Annotated in this window: 18 protein-coding genes; 6 read left to right on the top strand and 12 right to left on the bottom strand. The window is 66.1% G+C overall.

What is annotated here, in order from left to right; all coding sequences use genetic code 11:
* Positions 1 to 396: 396 nt before the first annotated feature.
* Entirely contained in the window at positions 397 to 642 is a 246-nt protein-coding gene (locus ACQEVY_RS29595) for a DUF5302 domain-containing protein (protein ID WP_432952414.1), read from the top strand.
* A gap of 277 nt (positions 643 to 919) precedes the next feature.
* Here the strand turns inward: ACQEVY_RS29595 and ACQEVY_RS29600 are convergent, their stop codons facing one another.
* Positions 920 to 1,504: a GNAT family N-acetyltransferase gene (locus ACQEVY_RS29600; protein WP_432952415.1), complete on the bottom strand. Its 585-nt coding sequence runs from the start codon at positions 1,502 to 1,504 to the stop codon at positions 920 to 922.
* A gap of 122 nt (positions 1,505 to 1,626) precedes the next feature.
* On the opposite strand from ACQEVY_RS29600, the gene ACQEVY_RS29605 reads away from it, so the two are divergent.
* Positions 1,627 to 2,901, top strand: coding sequence for a hypothetical protein (locus tag ACQEVY_RS29605; protein ID WP_432952416.1), 1,275 nt, complete (start codon positions 1,627 to 1,629; stop codon positions 2,899 to 2,901).
* 90 nt (positions 2,902 to 2,991) lie between these two features.
* On the opposite strand, the gene ACQEVY_RS29610 is transcribed toward ACQEVY_RS29605, so the two are convergent.
* Genes ACQEVY_RS29610 through ACQEVY_RS29620 form a run of 3 tightly spaced genes read right to left on the bottom strand, consistent with a single transcriptional unit; the run spans position 2,992 to position 4,669 of the window.
* Positions 2,992 to 3,543, bottom strand: coding sequence for a GNAT family N-acetyltransferase (locus tag ACQEVY_RS29610; RefSeq protein WP_432952417.1), 552 nt, complete (start codon positions 3,541 to 3,543; stop codon positions 2,992 to 2,994).
* The gene (locus tag ACQEVY_RS29615; protein ID WP_432952418.1) at positions 3,540 to 3,740 is read right to left on the bottom strand and encodes a hypothetical protein; all 201 of its coding nucleotides are present in this window, start codon (positions 3,738 to 3,740) and stop codon (positions 3,540 to 3,542) included. The genes ACQEVY_RS29610 and ACQEVY_RS29615 overlap by 4 nt, the downstream gene beginning before the upstream one ends.
* A gap of 41 nt (positions 3,741 to 3,781) precedes the next feature.
* The gene (locus ACQEVY_RS29620) at positions 3,782 to 4,669 is read right to left on the bottom strand and encodes a hypothetical protein (RefSeq protein ID WP_432952419.1); all 888 of its coding nucleotides are present in this window, start codon (positions 4,667 to 4,669) and stop codon (positions 3,782 to 3,784) included.
* 103 nt (positions 4,670 to 4,772) lie between these two features.
* Here ACQEVY_RS29620 and ACQEVY_RS29625 point away from each other — a divergent pair, with 103 nt between their 5' ends.
* Positions 4,773 to 5,261 (top strand): hypothetical protein, encoded by a 489-nt coding sequence (locus tag ACQEVY_RS29625; RefSeq protein WP_432952420.1) that lies wholly within the window; start codon positions 4,773 to 4,775, stop codon positions 5,259 to 5,261.
* A 120-nt stretch (positions 5,262 to 5,381) separates the two neighbouring features.
* Positions 5,382 to 6,554 carry a serine hydrolase domain-containing protein gene (locus tag ACQEVY_RS29630; RefSeq protein ID WP_432952421.1) on the top strand — a complete coding sequence of 391 codons (1,173 nt, stop codon included), beginning with the start codon at positions 5,382 to 5,384 and terminating at the stop codon, positions 6,552 to 6,554.
* A 13-nt stretch (positions 6,555 to 6,567) separates the two neighbouring features.
* Here ACQEVY_RS29630 and ACQEVY_RS29635 read toward each other — a convergent pair whose 3' ends face one another.
* Together ACQEVY_RS29635 and ACQEVY_RS29640 are read right to left on the bottom strand one after the other, a co-directional pair.
* Positions 6,568 to 6,786 (bottom strand): DUF397 domain-containing protein, encoded by a 219-nt coding sequence (locus ACQEVY_RS29635; RefSeq protein WP_432952422.1) that lies wholly within the window; start codon positions 6,784 to 6,786, stop codon positions 6,568 to 6,570.
* Positions 6,783 to 7,631 carry a helix-turn-helix domain-containing protein gene (locus tag ACQEVY_RS29640; RefSeq protein WP_432952423.1) on the bottom strand — a complete coding sequence of 283 codons (849 nt, stop codon included), beginning with the start codon at positions 7,629 to 7,631 and terminating at the stop codon, positions 6,783 to 6,785. The genes ACQEVY_RS29635 and ACQEVY_RS29640 overlap by 4 nt, the downstream gene beginning before the upstream one ends.
* 193 nt (positions 7,632 to 7,824) lie before the next feature.
* On the opposite strand from ACQEVY_RS29640, the gene ACQEVY_RS29645 reads away from it, so the two are divergent.
* Complete coding sequence (locus ACQEVY_RS29645) at positions 7,825 to 8,472, top strand: ATP-binding protein (protein ID WP_432955462.1); 648 nt, start codon at positions 7,825 to 7,827, stop codon at positions 8,470 to 8,472.
* Here the strand turns inward: ACQEVY_RS29645 and ACQEVY_RS29650 are convergent.
* The 3 genes from ACQEVY_RS29650 to ACQEVY_RS29660 are packed head-to-tail and all read right to left on the bottom strand — an operon-like array spanning position 8,427 to position 13,610.
* Entirely contained in the window at positions 8,427 to 9,401 is a 975-nt protein-coding gene (locus tag ACQEVY_RS29650) for a hypothetical protein (RefSeq protein ID WP_432952424.1), read from the bottom strand. The two genes, ACQEVY_RS29645 and ACQEVY_RS29650, sit on opposite strands and share 46 nt — an antisense overlap.
* Before the next feature lie 27 nt (positions 9,402 to 9,428).
* Positions 9,429 to 10,427, bottom strand: coding sequence for a hypothetical protein (locus tag ACQEVY_RS29655; RefSeq protein WP_432952425.1), 999 nt, complete (start codon positions 10,425 to 10,427; stop codon positions 9,429 to 9,431).
* Positions 10,428 to 10,469: 42 nt separating this feature from the next.
* The gene (locus tag ACQEVY_RS29660; protein WP_432952426.1) at positions 10,470 to 13,610 is read right to left on the bottom strand and encodes a DUF3427 domain-containing protein; all 3,141 of its coding nucleotides are present in this window, start codon (positions 13,608 to 13,610) and stop codon (positions 10,470 to 10,472) included.
* 150 nt (positions 13,611 to 13,760) lie between these two features.
* On the opposite strand from ACQEVY_RS29660, the gene ACQEVY_RS29665 reads away from it, so the two are divergent.
* A complete protein-coding gene (locus ACQEVY_RS29665) occupies positions 13,761 to 14,114 on the top strand; it encodes a YrdB family protein (RefSeq protein WP_432952427.1) in 354 nt (117 codons plus the stop codon).
* Positions 14,115 to 14,156: 42 nt separating this feature from the next.
* Here the strand turns inward: ACQEVY_RS29665 and ACQEVY_RS29670 are convergent, their stop codons facing one another.
* The 3 genes from ACQEVY_RS29670 to ACQEVY_RS29680 all read right to left on the bottom strand — a co-directional run bounded on the left by ACQEVY_RS29670 (position 14,157) and on the right by ACQEVY_RS29680 (position 16,146).
* Complete coding sequence (locus ACQEVY_RS29670) at positions 14,157 to 14,558, bottom strand: hypothetical protein (protein ID WP_432952428.1); 402 nt, start codon at positions 14,556 to 14,558, stop codon at positions 14,157 to 14,159.
* 68 nt (positions 14,559 to 14,626) lie between these two features.
* Positions 14,627 to 15,643 carry an SEC-C domain-containing protein gene (locus ACQEVY_RS29675; protein WP_432952429.1) on the bottom strand — a complete coding sequence of 339 codons (1,017 nt, stop codon included), beginning with the start codon at positions 15,641 to 15,643 and terminating at the stop codon, positions 14,627 to 14,629.
* A 59-nt stretch (positions 15,644 to 15,702) separates the two neighbouring features.
* Positions 15,703 to 16,146, bottom strand: a complete 444-nt coding sequence (locus ACQEVY_RS29680; RefSeq protein WP_432952430.1) for a DUF3592 domain-containing protein — start codon at positions 16,144 to 16,146, stop codon at positions 15,703 to 15,705.
* Positions 16,147 to 16,253 lie beyond the last annotated feature (107 nt).

Below are 16,253 nucleotides of genomic sequence, written 5' to 3' on the forward strand. Positions count from 1 at the left end.
AGTGAACCTCAACAAGAGCCCAGCAAAGGAGGGTCAATTTCCTCCCAGGATGAGGGTGGTCATGCCGATCAGGGGCTTCATGACGAGGCGCCTCAGTGGCGGATGCAGGAGACTGCGCGCGCACGGTCCAGGCTCCCCATCAGGTGGCCGCCAGCGGGGAATCTCAACTCGCCCCCGACAACCGGGATCGAATATTCGGTGTTCTGCCCTGGCGCCCCGCACCGTGCCTGCTCCATGTGCGCCGGTGGCTGTTCCCCAAGGCCGGTGCGGGCCGGCCTGCCTGGCCGCCTGCGTGACAGCCACGAGCGACGGCCGTTGCGATGCCGACCGCGGGCGTCTCATGCGGTGTCCGGCATGACAAGCTGTGCTTTCCACTGCCCGAACCAGGAGGTCACCATGGCCGCAGAAGAGTCTGCATCACAAGAAGGTTCGGAGTCAGCTGACGCCGAGAGCCCTGCCCTCTCGCCCGACGATGACGGCCAGTACGACCTGAAGCGCAAGTTTCGGGAGGCCCTGGCGCGCAAGCGCGGAATGCAGGCGGACGCCGCCGACATCGCTGCGAACACCGATGCGTCAAAGATCCGCGGCGCGCACGGTCCGGCTGCGAACCAGAGGTCGTTCCGACGCAAGAGCGGCGGCTGAGCACAAATCGGCCGCTGGATGGGATTCGGCAGGACACGGCCCGCAGTCATGGCGATGAGTTGGGCCTGGGTCCTGCCGGGTGAAGAGGGAAGGTCCGTTCAGGCGGTGCGCAGCGGCTAGGCACACCGGCATGCCTGTTCAGCCGTTGCGAGCTGCTTGGGCGTCATCAACGACGCATGACCACGAACGCTGCCTGCTCTGTGGCACGGGAGATCAGATCCGGTCTCCGCTGAGTCGAATGGCGACGCTTACGTCCAGCGCTGCCCGAGTCTGACGGTCACGCCCAATGCAGCGGTTCGCGCATCATCGCGGCGAACATGGGGGAGTCGGGGAACGGCTGTTGCTCGCCGATCGTCTCGTATCCCCAACGCTCGTACACGGCCTGGACTTTGCCGTCTCCTGCCTTCGGGTTGACCAGCAGCGTGACCCGCTCTTCGCCTCTGCCCGCCAGGAGTTCCTCGTGGATGCGGTGAGCGAGGCCGGTGCCGCGCCACGGGCTCCGGACCACGATCTCGTTCAGCGCGAGGGTGCGCTTGCCAGTCTCGACGGTGTATCCGTCGGGCAGCGGGGTGGTCATGGCGGTCCACCAGCGGGTGTCGGGGCCGAGCGGGGTGGCGTACGCGAAGCCTGCGGGCTCGGTGGCGTCGTACGCGATGACCGCTTCCCATCCGGGTTCCGAACGGTGGGCCGTCAGGCGCTCATTGAAACGCTCGGCGGAGTAGAAGGGCCCGGTGAGGCCCAAGTCGCGCTGACGGACCTCGACATGGATGTCCACGACCGCCTGCCGCACCAGGTCGATGTCGGTGTAGTGCCGCAGCTGACTGGAACCGGCGCGCCGATGGGCGCGCCCACCATGCTGCATGGCTGCAGGCACATCGCCTACCTGGAACTTTTGAGGTGCAGTAAGCGGGGGTGATCGGGTAACAGCACTGATTCCAGACAGACCCTACTGAGGCGGATGTTCCGCCCGTACCGTCGATCGGTATGAGCCGAGGTCGGGTACTGGCGTATCTGCTCGCAGGCGCCGTGGCCGCGGTGCTCGTCGTTCTGGGAATCAGCCAGCAGACGTCGGGCACGAAGGGCACGGAGGGCACGGAGGGCACGGAGGGGGCGGAGGGGGCGGACGGGTCGGGCGGGGCGAAGGGGGCGGGGCCCTTCACGATCGCGGTCGTCACCCGCGACGCCGGCCAGGACCGTGCCGGTGCGGCCCGCGTCGCGCTCGCCGAGCTGCGGGATCTGCTGCGCAACAACAAGGCAGAGGGCGGGCTGCCGCTGGAGTTCGTCGCCGTGGCCCCGGGGGACGGCCTGACGCTCGACAAGCTGCGGCGGGACCATCCGCGGCTGGTGGCGGCCATCGCGGACGACCCCGACCTGGACGAACTCGTTGCGCAGGTGCCGGTGGTCGGGACCTGCCGCTGGGAGAACCCGCCCGGCCTCAGCCGCAGCTTCCACTGGACCGTCGCCCCGCAGATCACCGAGGTGGGCTGGCAAGTGCGGGCCTACCTGGGCAAGAAGCACCGCACGCAGCAGTTGGTCGTCTTCGGCGCCTACGGCTCCGACGCCATCGAGGCAGAGCAGCTGGGGAAGGGCAGGCCCGGCCCGGAGTGGGAGGATCCGCAGCTGCCCCCGACGGCGGTGCACATCAAAAGACCGGGCGCGATGTCCGCCCCGGAGCTCCGCTCGGCCCTCTCCGGCGGGCGCGGCGACGCCGTGTATCTCTCCGGCTCGCGCTCCTCTCTCACCGACGACCTGCGCGCCCTGGCCCGCGCCGGCTTCCGCGGCCCCGTGCTGCACACCCCTTGGCTGCTCAACACCTGCGTGAAGGCGGAGCGTGAGGATCCGGGCCAGGTCCCGGACGGCATCACCCTGTACCGCGTAAGCACGGCCGGGCCCGGCGCCGTACGGGCCGATGACTGCGTCAAGGGCGAAACGGAGTTCTGCCCGTATTTCATGCGGTTGCCCGACAGGCCCGGCGCCCTGGAGGAGTACGAGGCGGCGCAGACGCTGATCCGGGTGTACAGGACCGTGTGGGTCGACGGCCGCGGAACCACGCCGTCCGACCCGGAGGAGATGGCCTCGTCGCTCGGGGAGAACCTCAACGGCCAGATCGTGCGCGGCCTTTCGGGCTGGTTCGAGGTGGGCGGCCCGCCTAGGGACAGCCACACGCTCGGCTTCGGACACGACATATGGCTGGAACGGTGGGCGGCCGGGGACGGCCACTGGACCGTCCTCGGCCCTGTCTCCGCCGAGTACTGGTAGCGGCGCGGGCAGCGCGCTCCGTACGGCCCCTGCCGAGGGCCGCAGCGGCCCGCCGCTCCTCCTGAGCCCTCGCGCCGTGCTCGATACGGCTCACGCCTGGTGCAGCGGTTCGCGCATCATCGCGGCGAACACGGGGGAGTCGGGGAACGGCTGTTGCTCGCCGATCGTCTCGTATCCCCAACGCTCGTACACGGCTTGGACCTTGCCGTCTCCCGCCTTCGGATTGACCAGCAGTGTGACCCGCTCTTCGCCTCTGCCCGCCAGGAGTTCCTCGTGGATGCGGTGAGCGAGGCCGGTGCCGCGCCACGGGCGCCGTACCACGATCTCGTTCAGCACGAGGGTGCGCTTGCCCGTCTCGACGGTGTATCCGTCGGGCAGCGGGGCGCTCATGGCCGTCCACCAGCGGGTGTCGGGGCCGAGCGGGGTGGCGTACACGAAGCCGACTGGCTCGCTGCCGTCGTACGCGATGACTGCTTCCCAGCCGGGTTCCGAACGGTGGCTGATCAGGCGCTCGTTGAAGCGTTCGGCGGTGTAGAAGGGCCCCGTGAGGCCCAAGTCGCGCTGGCGGACCTCGACATGGATGTCCACGATCGTCTGCCGCACCAGGTCGATATTGGCGTAGTGCCGCAGGTCCAGGCTCACAGAAGCTCCTTTTCGGGTTCCTCGCGGGTCACGCGAGCGTGGTCGGTGACGACGCGTTGGAACAGGCTATGACCGGTGCGGCCGGTGTGTCTCAGCGCCCATTCCTGGGCCGTTTCCTGCTCCTCCTGGGCGCCGGAGTCCTCGCCACAGCCGGGCTCCGTGCAGAACACCTCGAAGGTGACGCCGCTCTCGGGCATCAGCGTGGCTGGCACAGTGCAGGTCGGGTATGCGTGTCACTTCAGTTGAACTTCAGTACGGCGCCGTCCTCGTTGACGGCGACGGCATGGACGGTGAGTAGGTCGCCGCCCGAGCCGAATGTTCCGCTTCCGCCGGCGGCAAGCGTGAACTCCCCCGTGGCACCCTCAGGGTCGTTGTTGCGCACCGTGGCCTTGGTCTCCGTCAGCGACACACGCAGGTTCCATGCGGCGACCGCGAAGTTCGTCTGCTTCGTCACCAGGATCTCGCAGGTCCCGTCCTTGCAGGCGGAGGTGTCCGTGCCGTCCGCGGCCTTGGGCAGGGGTTTGGGCGGGGCGCAGTTGGGCGCCGTGCGGTAGGCGGCCTGGAGGTTCGGCTCCTTGGCGACCACGGCAGGCAGGTCGGGTTCGGGCATCTTCAGGGACTGGATCAACTTGCCGAGACGTTCGGCCCGGTCGACCGAATCCTCCAACCCGAAGGAGTCGGCCAGCCCGGTGACCTCCGGTTGGACCCGCTCGACCTCCTTGGCCAGGGTGTCGTGCAGCCGGTCCGCAGAGGTGATGCCCGAGGGCCGTACCCTGCCGAGTTCCCGCACGACCTCGTCGAAGGACGTCGATGTGCCCGACAGGTAGCCGTAGGCGGTGGCCTCGGGCGGGACCAGCGCGTCCCCGGGCGGATCCGTGATCTCTTTGACCCCGTTGGCACTGTCCGTCTTCATCGTCTCGAAGAGCTCCGTGGCCTCACACATCTGATCGGCCCACTTCACCAGCGCCCGGTCCGGCCCAGCGGACTTCGACGCCGACTTCGAGGCACTTGCCGCGGACTTCCCCGAATCGCCCCCGTCGTCCGTGCCCGCCGAACAGCCGCCAACGGCCAGTGCAACTCCGGTCGTCAGTACGGCGACGCGCCTCATCCCTGCCTTCACCGGCATAGCCGTTCCCCTCGTCGGTTCCACCGCTTCAGCCGCAGCCGCGCACCATCATCCGACCGGGGCTCCGGGACCCCTCCCGGCCTCCGCCGCCTACTCTCCGCCCATGACCGCCCGACGCAGATGGATCCTCGCGATGGCCGCCGCGCTGATGACGGCGGGCTGCTCCAGTTCCCCGGACGCTGCGCCACCGGCATCGGCCCCGGCCTCGTCCAGCCCGTCGCCCAGCGCATCGACCGCACGCCGGAGCGCCACGCCAACACCGCCCTTCTGCCTTGATCTGTCGCTCTTCCAGATGAGCGTCATTGCCTACAGCGCCGAAGTGGGTGCGGCGATTCAAGGGGAGCCGCTGGACTTCAAAGAGCTACGGAGGAAGGCCGCCTTGGTCGCCGACACGGGTGAGCTGATGCAGGCGAGCGCGCCGCCGGACATCGCCGAAGAGTTCCGTACGGTGCTCAAGGCGATCGATACCTCGGTGAGCAATCTGAAATCGGGCGCCAACGCGAACGATGTCCTGGACCCGGTGTACGGCGAGCGCAACCGTCCCGCCTTCGACGCCGTGGAGAACTATGAATGCGGTGGTGGGGACGGGTGACCCTCAGTCCGTGAGTCAGTGAGCGCCTTCAGGCGCTGCACGTCACCGCCTGATTGGTACCAACTGTGCGCCGAGCCCGCCCTCTTGGAGCCCGGCGGACAGAACGCCAGGATGGTCGGCATGACGACGATCGACGGTGAAGTCGAGGCCGGGTTCGAGCCGGTGCGCGAGGCATTCGCGGCGAACCTCGCCCGGTATGGGGACATCGGCGCGGCGGTGTGCGTGTACCGGGATGGCCGACCGGTGGTGGACCTCTGGGGTGGCACCGCCGACCCTGACACGGACCGTCCGTGGGCGCGGGACACTCTGCAACTCGTCTACTCGACGACCAAGGGGGCAACCGCGACCGCGGCGCACGTGCTGGCCGAGCGCGGCGCGCTGGACCTGGACGCCCCGGTGGCCGACTACTGGCCGGAGTTCGCCGCGAACGGCAAGGCGGAGATCCCGGTGCGCTGGCTGTTGTCCCACCAGGCCGGCCTGGTCGCCCTGGACCAACCGGTGCCGCTGGCCGAGGCGTTGTCCTGGCAGCCGATGGTGGCCGCGCTGGCCGCTCAGCGTCCCCTCTGGGCTCCAGGCACAGCGCACGGGTATCACGGCCGGACCTGGAGCTGGCTGGTCGGCGAGGTGATCCGCCGGGTGTCCGGCCGTACGCCGGGCCGCTTCTTCGCCGACGAGATCGCTGGCCCCCTGGGACTGGACTTCTTCATCGGGTTGCCCGCGAGTGAACGCCACCGAGTCAGCCGCATGGCGTACCAGCAGCCCGAGGTCGATTTCACCACAGTGCCCCCAGAGTCGATCCCCGAGGAACTTCGCGAAATGGTCGCCGCCTGGCGCGACCCGAACTCGTTCAGCAACAGGGCGTTCCAGGTCACCGACCCGGCCGAGATCGACTTCAATTCGCCTGAGGTACAAGCCGCGGAGCTCCCGGCCTCCAACGGCATCGGCACCGCACGCGGACTGGCACGGATGTACGCCGCGCTGATCGGAGAGGTGGACGGAGTACGCCTGCTCACCCCCGAGACCCTCGCATCGGCGACCAAGGAGCAGGCCAGCGGCACGGACCAGGTGATGGTGATGCCGAGCCGATTCAGCTCCGGATACATGCTGCCCACCGAGACCAACCCCATGACCGGGCCGAACTCCTTCGGCCACACCGGCCGAGGCGGCTCACTCGCCTTCGCCGACCCGGAGCACGGCATCGCCTTCGGCTACGCGATGAACCACATCATCAGTGGCTTCGACGATGTGCGTGCGGAGTCGCTGGTTGATGCTGTGCGAAGGTCGCTGGCGTAACCGCAACTTGCGGTCAGCGCTCGTGCTCCGCTGCCCTCAAGGTCCGTACGAAGGCCTCCCACGCGTGCGCACGGATGGCGAGCACAGGCCCGCTGGCGTTCTTGGAGTCGCGTACGAGGGCGCCGTCCGCGCCGTAGGCGCACTCGACGCATTCGCCTCCCGCGCCGTTGCTGTAGGAGGACTTGAACCAGGCGGAGGGGGAGTCGGGAGTGGGATCTGAAGCGTGCATCATGCGTATTCCTTCACTACGGACTTGATCAGTTGGGCGGATCGCTGCGGGCTCAAGGCCGCTGCCCGCAACCCGTCGAAGGCCCTCGTGTACTCACGCACATGATGCTCGCCTTCCAGGTACACGGCGTCGGTGATGCCGTCCCGGTACACGAGATCCGGGTCCTCGGGATCGGGGAAGCCGAGCATCGTGAACGAGCCCGTGGTCGGGTAGGTGCCGGAGTCGAACGGCAAGACCTGCACCGTGACACTCGGCAACTCCGATGATTCCAGGACCCGTTCAAGCTGCTCCCTCATCAACGGCCGGTCCCCGATGACGTTGCGGAGGGCAGCTTCGTTGACGACGAACCACGCATCCGGGGCCTGGGGTCCCGTCAGCATGGTCTGGCGCTCCAGGCGGACTTTTACTGCCCGCTCGATGTCCTCGGGGCGTACGTGCGCGCCCGTCGTGTGAAGTTCGCGGGCGTACGCCGGGGTCTGCATGAGGCCGGGAAGCACCTCGCACTGGTACTGGCGGAACGTGGAGGCGTCCTGCTCCAGGCCGATGTAGATGGAGAACCACGTTGGCACGGCGCCCGAGCCGTGCACCTGCCACCAGCCGCGCGTCTTGGCCTGCCGGGCAAGGGACTTGAGGAACTCGCGTAGCTCATCGCCGGTGTCGTAGAAGCGACACAGGGCATCGATGTCGGATGGCTGGACTCTGCCGCTGCCCGTCTCCATCCGGTTGACCTTGGAGCCGCTCCAGTCCAGCGCCGCACCGACCTGGGCGCAGGTCAGAGCATTCGCCTCGCGCAGCTTCTTCAGCTCGATCGAGAGGCGACGACGGCGTGCCGTCGGTGAACCTGCCATCCCCAAACACCCTTCTCGTAACCGGGGTTCAGTCTCGGTGCCAAGGGGCGTGCTTGCCAATCACTCGATCGTGGGATTCCCGCCGTGCACATTGCACGACGGGATACGCCGCCCGCATTCTTACGAGCATCGCCACTCTGCGTGTGGCGTGGACAACTCTGTGAGAGGGGCGAGTGTGATCCAGACGATGTGCATGCCGCGCAAGCCGTGGGACTTGGACTTCACGGCCGAGCCGGAGGAAGTGGCCGCTCTGCGCCGGATCATGCGGCTGCACCTGGGGAGTTGGGGCCTGCACGGCCTCGTCGACAGCGCCCAACTCTGCGTCAGCGAACTCGTCGCCAACGTCATCACGCACGTCGGCCTCGGCACTCCGACCACGCTCGCGGTGTCGATGAGCGGCACCCACCTGCGTATCGAGGTTCACGACCCCGATACGCGAGCGCTGCCCACCCTCGTCCACGCCGGCTCCGACTCGGAGGGCGGACGCGGCATGGCCCTCGTCGACGCCATCGCCGATCGCTGGGGTGTCCAGCTCCGTGGCGATCGGAAAGTGACCTGGTGCGAGCTGGCGACTGGGTTGTCATCCGCCGACGGGCATTGCGGCGGCGCACGCGTGACTAGAGCCGAGGCCATGCTCGGGCTCTACGGCGCCGCTCGACTCCCGCGCACGGCAGCCCCGAGCACGTTGAGCGTGGCTGTTGCGGAGGAGGCCGCAATCGATGTGATCGCGGACCTCCTTCACTGGCTGCGGGTGCACGGCTGCGACGCGGACGAAGCACTTGATCGCGCCCAGTTTCAATTCGAGGCGGAGATCTCGGAGGCCGAGGGTAGCTCGAAGTAGGGTTCGGGCCAGTCGACGGAGCCGTCTGCGTCGGCTTGTGCTACGTGCTGCAACAGGAGAGCCGTGGGGTCTTGTATGTCTACCTCAGCGTCCTTGCCTAAGAGGCGTGTTGTGGTAGGTATCGACGGGTAGTCGATTCCGAGGAGCCTGCATATGTGCTCGAACTCCTCATTTACGTTTCCGTCGCCGAGATTTCCGCGAAGATAGTCCCGGAGGCGTGAGCTTATATCGAGCATGGCGCTTCCGCTGTCCGTTACTCGGTATTTGCCGCCTTGTAGGCTGTCGCTTTTCAGGAATCCGATGATGAAGAGTCGCTCGATCTCGTACCGGAGTGCATCAAGGCTTACGTCGAGATCTTTGGCTGCTCGTCTATTGTTTCGATAGCCGTGCTTCTTGATGTATGAAAGGATGGCGATGGGGAGGCCTGGGCGTTTTGAGGACGAAAAACGAGTCGCATCCTGAGAGGTGAGCCCCCCAAGGGCTACTTGAAGGAGGAGGTCCTTCGCTATCTCCTCCTTCAAAGCGTTTTGGACCGATTCGCAGGCCTCCTCGTCGCTTGCTTTAAAGTCTGGCGGAACCCAGAAGACGCGTAAGCGTGACAGTCGACCTCGCATCGGAGTTTTGAGGTACGACTGGGTTACCTCGGTGAATCGGGAGCGGAGCTTGCTTTCGTAACGTGCGATGTATACTGCCGCATGGATATCTTCCTCGTTGAGGAACGTCCTTATATCCTTGTCTATGCCATCCCCGCCGTGCTTCCACAGAGTCTGCCCTGCCACTACTTTCGACCAGTCCCTCTTGAGGTCGCAGGAAAAGTCGAACAGCTTGCGCTGTCCTTCCGTGTAGCCAAACAGCCTAGACTTTGATGCATCTTCCATGATGCGTAAAGCAGTGGCTGACAGGAAATCATGCTCCCGTGATGATGCCATGATGACTCCAAGGGCTCCTGAGTGCTGCTAATTTGCCACGGATCGCGTGTATCCGGCGCCGTCTCGGAAGACAGCATCAATTCGCTCCGTATGGAGAAGATTCAGCAAGTCGTCCTGCGGCTTCTCGGGGAGAAGTACGACCAGTTTGGGCCCGCGCGGTGAGATATGCCTTGCATAATCCTTGAGTTGCCCAATTGCCATGCGTACTTCCTCGCGGCTGCTCTCGCCTCTCACCGAATACAGCTCATGCTCGGTGGCGTCGTAGAGGTCAGTCTTGAGGATGGTTGTTGTTCCTGCGATCTTGATTTGGTACGCGAAGACATCGTGCTGTTGCTTCGCGAGTTCGTCGAGATATTGATCGCGCAGCTCTGATTGGCGGAGGTCGGCGATGAGACTTGGTTGGGCCGCACGCCTACTCTCCGAGGCTCGCTGCCTCTTCGGCTCGACTAACTTGGGCTCCATCATCCTGCTGGCGGCTACATTCGCAGCCACTGGATGAGCCTCGGTTTCTGCCGCGCGCGCGATGACGTCCTTGGCGACGCGTTCGTATTCTCCGGCGGGGCGCAGGCGAAAGACGATGATGCGACGTCGTTCGCCCTTCTCGTCGTTCGCCTCGCGCACGGTATACGGCTGATTCGAGTCCAACTCGAACTCGCCGATGTATCGCTGCTGTTTGGCAGCGGACTTGGAGCCAGGAACTCTCCCTGCTGCCATGAAGACTCGCAAGGACCTTCCCGCGTCGGCGTGGTACAGGACGGCCTTGTTGCCGGAGCCCTTCTGCCCCAGAAACGTTTGCTCTCCGCGGGTGCCCTGGCCCGTGTACTCAAACACGGGCCCCAGCTCGTCCTCTTCCTCTAGCCAGCCATCTTCGTAGCCGTACTTCTTACCACTGTCGTGATCTACGTAGATGAGGATGTTTGAGGTGGTATTGGACGGGATGATCCCTCCCTGGGGCCCTCCACCGAAGACCTCCTTCATCTCCTCGCGCGTGGTCAGTAGCCCAGGTCTGATCGAAGCTAAGTCCATACTCTGACGTTAACCGATCACTCTGACATCAGGTGTGGTCAACTAGCTTGCGCTGATGGCCGAATACGTCCACACGTCAGCCGGAAGCTCGTGCTGCAGCCGCCATGTGATCGCCATCGGCTTGCTGCCCCTGTGCTCCACGTACGTGGCCGGGCCCAGGAGCATCCAAGGCTGGGACTTGCCGATGTCGTTGTTCTTGTAGCGGCGCATGAACAGGAGGACGTGGCTGCCCTGTTGGACGTGATGCTGGTAGCGCAGGCCCGTACGGGAACTTTCTGCGGTGGCGTTCTGCGATTCCCAGTGGAAGAGCGTGGGGCTCAGTGCGTAGTCCTTGTAGCGGACGGTGGGGGAGAAGTCCTTCTCGTTCTTCTCCAGCGTGATGAGCAGAGCGTCGGTCTGGAGGTCGTCGACCCACTGGACGCCCTGGGCAAAAGACCGAGGCATCTGGCCACCGAAGCGGGCCACGCCGAGAGCGGCCAGTATCTCCGAGCGGTTGTAGGCGCTGTGGACCTTCAAAGGGACGTGGGCGTGGGGTGCGGACAGAGGGATCGGGAAGTGATCGGCCTGCTCGATGACATACGACAGCGCCTGCCGAAGCTCATCTCGGAACACCGGTTGGGAGCGCAGCGATTCGAGGCCTTGCTGGAAGGTGGTGAAACCTCCGGCGTTGTCCCACAGGTTGAAGAAGAGCATGCGGGCGTACGTCTGGTCAGTCGGAGCCAGAGTCTCGTACGCGGGAGCGTCGTCGGCGAGAAGGCGGAGGTAGGCCTGGGCGCGCTCGGGGTCGTCTACGTGCAAGAACGCGTGGACACGCTTGAGGAGTGCTGCTTCTCCTGGCGGCGCCGGGTCTTCGACCAGGCCTGCCTTGCGGAGGACCGTTGTCCACGAGTTGTCGCTCTTGTAGAGCTCCTTGATTTCGCGGCGGCTCTCGCGGAGGTAGTCCGCAAGGCGCGGTGTGCTGTATGCCTTGGCTTCGTTCACCAAGGTCTTGATGGTGGCACCCAGTTGGGTGCGGATGTTGTCGAGGACGAGGTCCTTCGAGACGCCTTCCAGGATGATCTGGCAGCCGGAGGGAAGCTGGGGGAAGTCACGCTCGATGTGGTCGACGAGGCGGTTGCGGGAGAGATTCGTCAGGGCCCGGAACTGCTCCTCGAAGCGGAACTCCGCCCGGTGGTGGCCGATGAAGTCCAAGACGGTGAGTACTGGCTTCGTGTCCGTGCGGCGTAGTCCCCGGCCCAGCTGCTGGAGAAAGACCGTGGCGCTATTCGTAGGGCGCAGCAGGAGCAGAGTGTCGACGTCAGGGATGTCGAGGCCTTCGTTGAACAGGTCGACGGAGAAGATCACTTGAAGCTTTCCGTCGCGTAGGTCAGCCAGCGCCTGTGCTCGTACGGCAGCCGGCGAGTCGCTGTCGAGCGCTACTGCCCGGAACCCGGCCTTCTGGAAGAAGTCGGCCATGAAGTGCGCGTGCTTCTTGGTCACACAGAAGCCCAGGGCGCGCATGGCGCCTGGGTCGGAGATCTTGTCCCGGATCTGTTTGACCACGATGCGGGCACGTGCGTGGTTGCCCGTGTAGACGTTGTCGAGGTCGCGGTCTGCGTAAGTGCCCTTCTGCCAACCGACGTTGGTCAGGTCGGTGCCGTCCGGGATGCCGAAGTAGTGGAAGGGGCACAGCAGATCATTTTCGAGGGCCTCCCAGAGCCGCATCTCCGCTGCGATGCGTCCATCGAAGAACTCGTCCTGTACATTCCGCCCGTCCATGCGCTCGGGGGTGGCGGTGAGGCCCAGCAGTTCCTTCGGCTTGAAGTGGTCGATGACGCGCCGGTAGGTGGTCGCCGTGGCGTGGTGGAACTCGTCGATGACGATGAAGTCGAAGTGGTCGGGGGCGAGTTGCTCCAGCCGTTGGACATTGAGTGACTGGACGCTCGCGAAGACGTGGTTCCAGGCGCGTGGATCCTCGCCGCTGTGGAGTAGCTCCCCGAAGGATGCGTCGTCGAGTACTTCGCGGTACGTACGCAGGGACTGCTTGAGGATCTCCTTGCGGTGGGCGACGAACAGCAGCCTCGGGTTTCCGTTGCCGAACTTTCTGCGTAGTGATCGATAGTCCAGGGCCGCCATTACCGTTTTGCCGGTACCGGTGGCAGCGACCAGGAGGTTGCGGTTTCGGCCGCGGATTTCGCGCTCTACGCGGAGACGCTCGAGCATGTCCCGCTGGTGAGGGAAGGGACGCACCTCAAGCCCGGAAAGGTTGATCTTCAAGTCGCTCGGGGAGCCGGAGCCGCCCGCCTGCGCCAGGGCTCGATCGAGACGCTCGCCATCGTCGTCGGGGTCGTACGACTCGAAGGCGCTGTCGTTCCAGTACGCGTCGAAGGTGGCCTCGAACTTGTCGAGCACCGCGGGGGTGGCGACCGATGACAGTCGTACGTTCCACTCCAGGCCGTCGAGGAGCGCGGCCTTGGACAGGTTCGAGCTGCCGACGTACGCGGTGTCGAAGCCGCTGTTGCGCCTGAACAGCCATGCCTTGGCGTGTAGTCGCGTGGAGCGGATCTCGTAGTTGACCTTTACCTCGGCGCCGAAGTCGCGAACAAGGCGGTCGAGTGCGAGCCGATCGGTGGCGCCGATGTAGGTCGTCGTGATGACCCGGATCGGCACGCCCCTCTCCTTCGCGGCGCGCAGCGAATCCTCGAGGACGCGAATGCCGTACCACTTCACGAAGGCGCAGAGCAGGTCGATGCGGTCTGCGGTGGCGAGCTCGGCCCTCAACTCCGCGCCCAGGCTCGGGTCGTCCGAGGAGTTGGTGATCAGTGACGTTTCCGAGAGGGGCGTCAGAGGGCGCAGCGCGTAGACCCCCGGAGCTTCCCGCTCTGCGAGGGTCAGGAGCTGTCGTGGACCGTCGACGATGGCGCCGACGGTGTCGTCCGGGTCAGGCGCACTCGCGGCCAGCGACTCCAGAATCTGGTTCGCGACGGCGACCTGCTTGTCGTGGGGAAGCTGACTCAGCCTGCGTCCGACGGCTTCACCGACGTAGCGAGCCAACACGTGCGGAGACGATTCTGCGCTGACTTCCGCGTCAATAGCCTTCCAACCTGCCGCTTCGAGGCGCTCTATCTCCCCGTGCAAGCTGCGCGTAATGAGCTGCTCGTAGACGCCAGCGACTGGCTGCGTCAGGTCCCCCGGTTCCGCCACTGATGCTCCCTCGATTGCTCACCCCGATAGTGTTCTGTTCTAACAGCAACTACTGACAGTCGAAGGTGCTGCACTGAAGTTTGATCGTTTCCAAGCGATCTCCGGCCCCCGGGTGACCTGACCGGTGGCAACCACGGGAGGCCACACACCATGACCATCCCCGCACCGCTCGGCTGGGCCGCCGAGGGTCTCGCCTTCGTTCTGGAACTGGCGGCGCTCGTGGCCCTGGCTTGGTGGGGGTTCACTCGGCCGGTCTCCCGGCTGGCGTCCGTAGCCCTGGGTCTCGGTGCTCCGCTGCTTGCCGCTGTGATCTGGGGGGCGTTTGCCGCGCCCCAGGCCTCGTTCGCTCTGCCTCTGGTGGGGGTGCTCGCGGTGAAGGCGTTGGTGTTTGGAGCGGCTGTCGTCGCGTTGGCGTCGATCGGGCATCGCGGCCTGGCCCTGTGGTTCGGGGGCGTCGTGCTTCTCGACACGGTGGTGGTCACGGTGCTGCGTGCTGCTGGGTGAGTGTCTTCACGAGGCGTCGTATGTAGCAGGCGGCCGTACGGGCTAGGTCTTGCGCGCGTCCGCAAGCCTGTCCAGCTCGCGCATTGCCTGGGCGTGGGCGCTCATTCGGAGGGACACGGTGCCGTTCGTGAAGAGGGCCACGCCGACGATCGACACTGGGATGGAAAGGCCGAGGACGGCCAGGGCCTCGGGCCAGTCACGTTCGTTCTGGCACCAATCCTCCCTGAATAGGCCCTCGTTGGCTGTGCCGCGCTCCGTGAACAACCGTGATTCGCACTCCTCGGGGAACTGGTCGTCGGGCTCCTCGGCGACCTCGTACGGCGTGAGTAGCAACCAGAAACACCAGGTCCAGAGGAGCGCCGCGAGGGACAACAGTGCGATGCCCCAGGAGCGTGTGCGACTGGCCCGGTCGCGAAAGTCGAGGTCGAACTCACGTGAGCGCATGGCGGACGAATCTAGCAGCGCTGATCACACGCTCAACGAGGCCTTGGCCCGTCTCGAACTCCTCCCCGTCAGGCGTCGCCCCCATGACACCCCTCGTACGCCCGCCCCGACCCACACCAGCACGCAGCCCCCCGCTCCGGCGGCCAAGCCACAGCCCGCCCCCGCGCCGCCAGCGTCGTCGCATACTGCGGCAGCAGCGAAGCGTCCGCAGGCGACGCCAGCTCCGATGCCGCGAACGCCTCGTACGACGGCACCGTCCCCGGCACGATTCCCAAGTTCCCCGTGCCTGAGGCCGCGAGCTCGCGCAGCGACGTCTCTATCGTCGCCAGGTGCTCCTCATGCGACGGGTACTCCGACTCCAACGACGGGTACGCGGCGAGCAGTTCGGCCAGTTCGTCGGCCGGCCAGTGGAGTATGGCCACCGGGAAGGGGCGGGAGAGGGCCTCCCTTGCCGTCGTGAGTTCCGACTGGAGGCGGGCGATCTCTGCCTGGAGTTCCGCCGGGTTGTCCGAGCCCAGGGACCAGACGCGCTTGGGGTCGTGGAGTTCGTCCAAGGAGACCGGCGCCTTGTGGAGGGTGTCCGCTCGGGTGTCCCAGTGGTCGTGGGGCATGCCCAGCATGCGGCGGACTCGGTGGCGGCCGAAGAGCAGGGGGTGGGTGGCGTACGGGGGGTCCGTTACGTCCGTCAGGAGCAGGGTGGCGCCTTCCGTGAACGTCTCCTGCGCTGCCTCCAGCTCGTCGTGGGCCTCCAGGGCCTCCGCGATGATCACCCAGGGGGCCGGGTCGCGGGGGGACGCGGCGCGGACGCCCTCGATGATCGCTCTGGCCTCCGCCTCGTGGCCGTACTCCCAGAGGTTGGCCGCCTTCAGGGCGCGTACCAGGAGGGGGTTCTCCAGGGAGTCGGGCGTGGAGAGCAGGCGGTCGTAGAGGGTGCTGGCTCGGGAGCGGTCGTCGGCCAGTTCGAGGTGGGCCGCGGCCTGCAGCAGCAGGTGCTCGGCGTCCTCGGGGTAGAGGCCGGCGGTCCGCTCCAGGCGTGCCGCTTCGGCGTTGTGGTCGACGTACTCGGCAGGCGTGTCGGGGCGCATGGGGGACACCGTACTGCCGTCGCCGTTCGAACAAAGAGAGATGGGCTTGCCAGGGGTGCTCAGCAGTAGAGGCCGCAGGAAGAGGGCAAAAGCGTCGCGATGCGGATCAGTACCGCGGTCAGCGTGCCGGCCCACAGCACCGCCCCCAGCCATACGCCGAACATCGCCGACCTGTAGCGGTCCGGCGAGTCCAGACCCACCGTGTCGGGGGCGCCCGGCATGACGAGGAGGCGTACGCGGGTGCCCTCCTGGATGCGGTGGGCGCTGACCGTGTCGGGGACGGCACGTTCGTACTCGACCCCGTCGGCGTCCGTCCAGCGGACGACCGGGTGGAGGGTGGCGTACGTCGCCTCGCGGGAGGCCACGTGGCCGGTGACCGTGCCTTCGACGCGGCGCGCGGTGCGGCGCAGCAGGCGTTCGGTGATCGCCAGCATACCCTGCTGCGCGCTCACGGAGAGGCCGGTGAGGAACGGGATCAGGGCCAGGAGCCAGTACGCACTCATGAGCAGCGACCCTAAGTCCGTAAGCCAAGGCTCTCATCGCGCTTGTAGGGATGGTGAGTTGAGGCCGCAGCCCTTATCGTGCGCCCGCAGTGCAAGGGCAGGAGGCG

This window comes from Streptomyces sp. CA-288835, assembly GCF_050936385.1.
Lineage (GTDB): Bacteria > Actinomycetota > Actinomycetes > Streptomycetales > Streptomycetaceae > Streptomyces.

Bases quoted from the DNA above. Each gene is read 5' to 3' on its own strand.
- ACQEVY_RS29640 (WP_432952423.1), bottom strand. From the start codon at position 7,631: ATGGCAGGTTCACCGACGGCACGCCGTCGTCGCCTCTCGATCGAGCTG.
- ACQEVY_RS29625 (WP_432952420.1), top strand. From the start codon at position 4,773: ATGACCGCCCGACGCAGATGGATCCTCGCGATGGCCGCCGCGCTGATG.
- ACQEVY_RS29665 (WP_432952427.1), top strand. From the start codon at position 13,761: ATGACCATCCCCGCACCGCTCGGCTGGGCCGCCGAGGGTCTCGCCTTC.
- ACQEVY_RS29650 (WP_432952424.1), bottom strand. From the start codon at position 9,401: ATGGCATCATCACGGGAGCATGATTTCCTGTCAGCCACTGCTTTACGC.
- ACQEVY_RS29630 (WP_432952421.1), top strand. From the start codon at position 5,382: ATGACGACGATCGACGGTGAAGTCGAGGCCGGGTTCGAGCCGGTGCGC.
- ACQEVY_RS29595 (WP_432952414.1), top strand. From the start codon at position 397: ATGGCCGCAGAAGAGTCTGCATCACAAGAAGGTTCGGAGTCAGCTGAC.
- ACQEVY_RS29675 (WP_432952429.1), bottom strand. From the start codon at position 15,643: ATGCGCCCCGACACGCCTGCCGAGTACGTCGACCACAACGCCGAAGCG.
- ACQEVY_RS29635 (WP_432952422.1), bottom strand. From the start codon at position 6,786: ATGATGCACGCTTCAGATCCCACTCCCGACTCCCCCTCCGCCTGGTTC.
- ACQEVY_RS29655 (WP_432952425.1), bottom strand. From the start codon at position 10,427: ATGGACTTAGCTTCGATCAGACCTGGGCTACTGACCACGCGCGAGGAG.
- ACQEVY_RS29670 (WP_432952428.1), bottom strand. From the start codon at position 14,558: ATGCGCTCACGTGAGTTCGACCTCGACTTTCGCGACCGGGCCAGTCGC.
- ACQEVY_RS29620 (WP_432952419.1), bottom strand. From the start codon at position 4,669: ATGCCGGTGAAGGCAGGGATGAGGCGCGTCGCCGTACTGACGACCGGA.
- ACQEVY_RS29645 (WP_432955462.1), top strand. From the start codon at position 7,825: ATGCCGCGCAAGCCGTGGGACTTGGACTTCACGGCCGAGCCGGAGGAA.
- ACQEVY_RS29600 (WP_432952415.1), bottom strand. From the start codon at position 1,504: ATGCAGCATGGTGGGCGCGCCCATCGGCGCGCCGGTTCCAGTCAGCTG.
- ACQEVY_RS29615 (WP_432952418.1), bottom strand. From the start codon at position 3,740: ATGCCCGAGAGCGGCGTCACCTTCGAGGTGTTCTGCACGGAGCCCGGC.
- ACQEVY_RS29605 (WP_432952416.1), top strand. From the start codon at position 1,627: ATGAGCCGAGGTCGGGTACTGGCGTATCTGCTCGCAGGCGCCGTGGCC.
- ACQEVY_RS29680 (WP_432952430.1), bottom strand. From the start codon at position 16,146: ATGAGTGCGTACTGGCTCCTGGCCCTGATCCCGTTCCTCACCGGCCTC.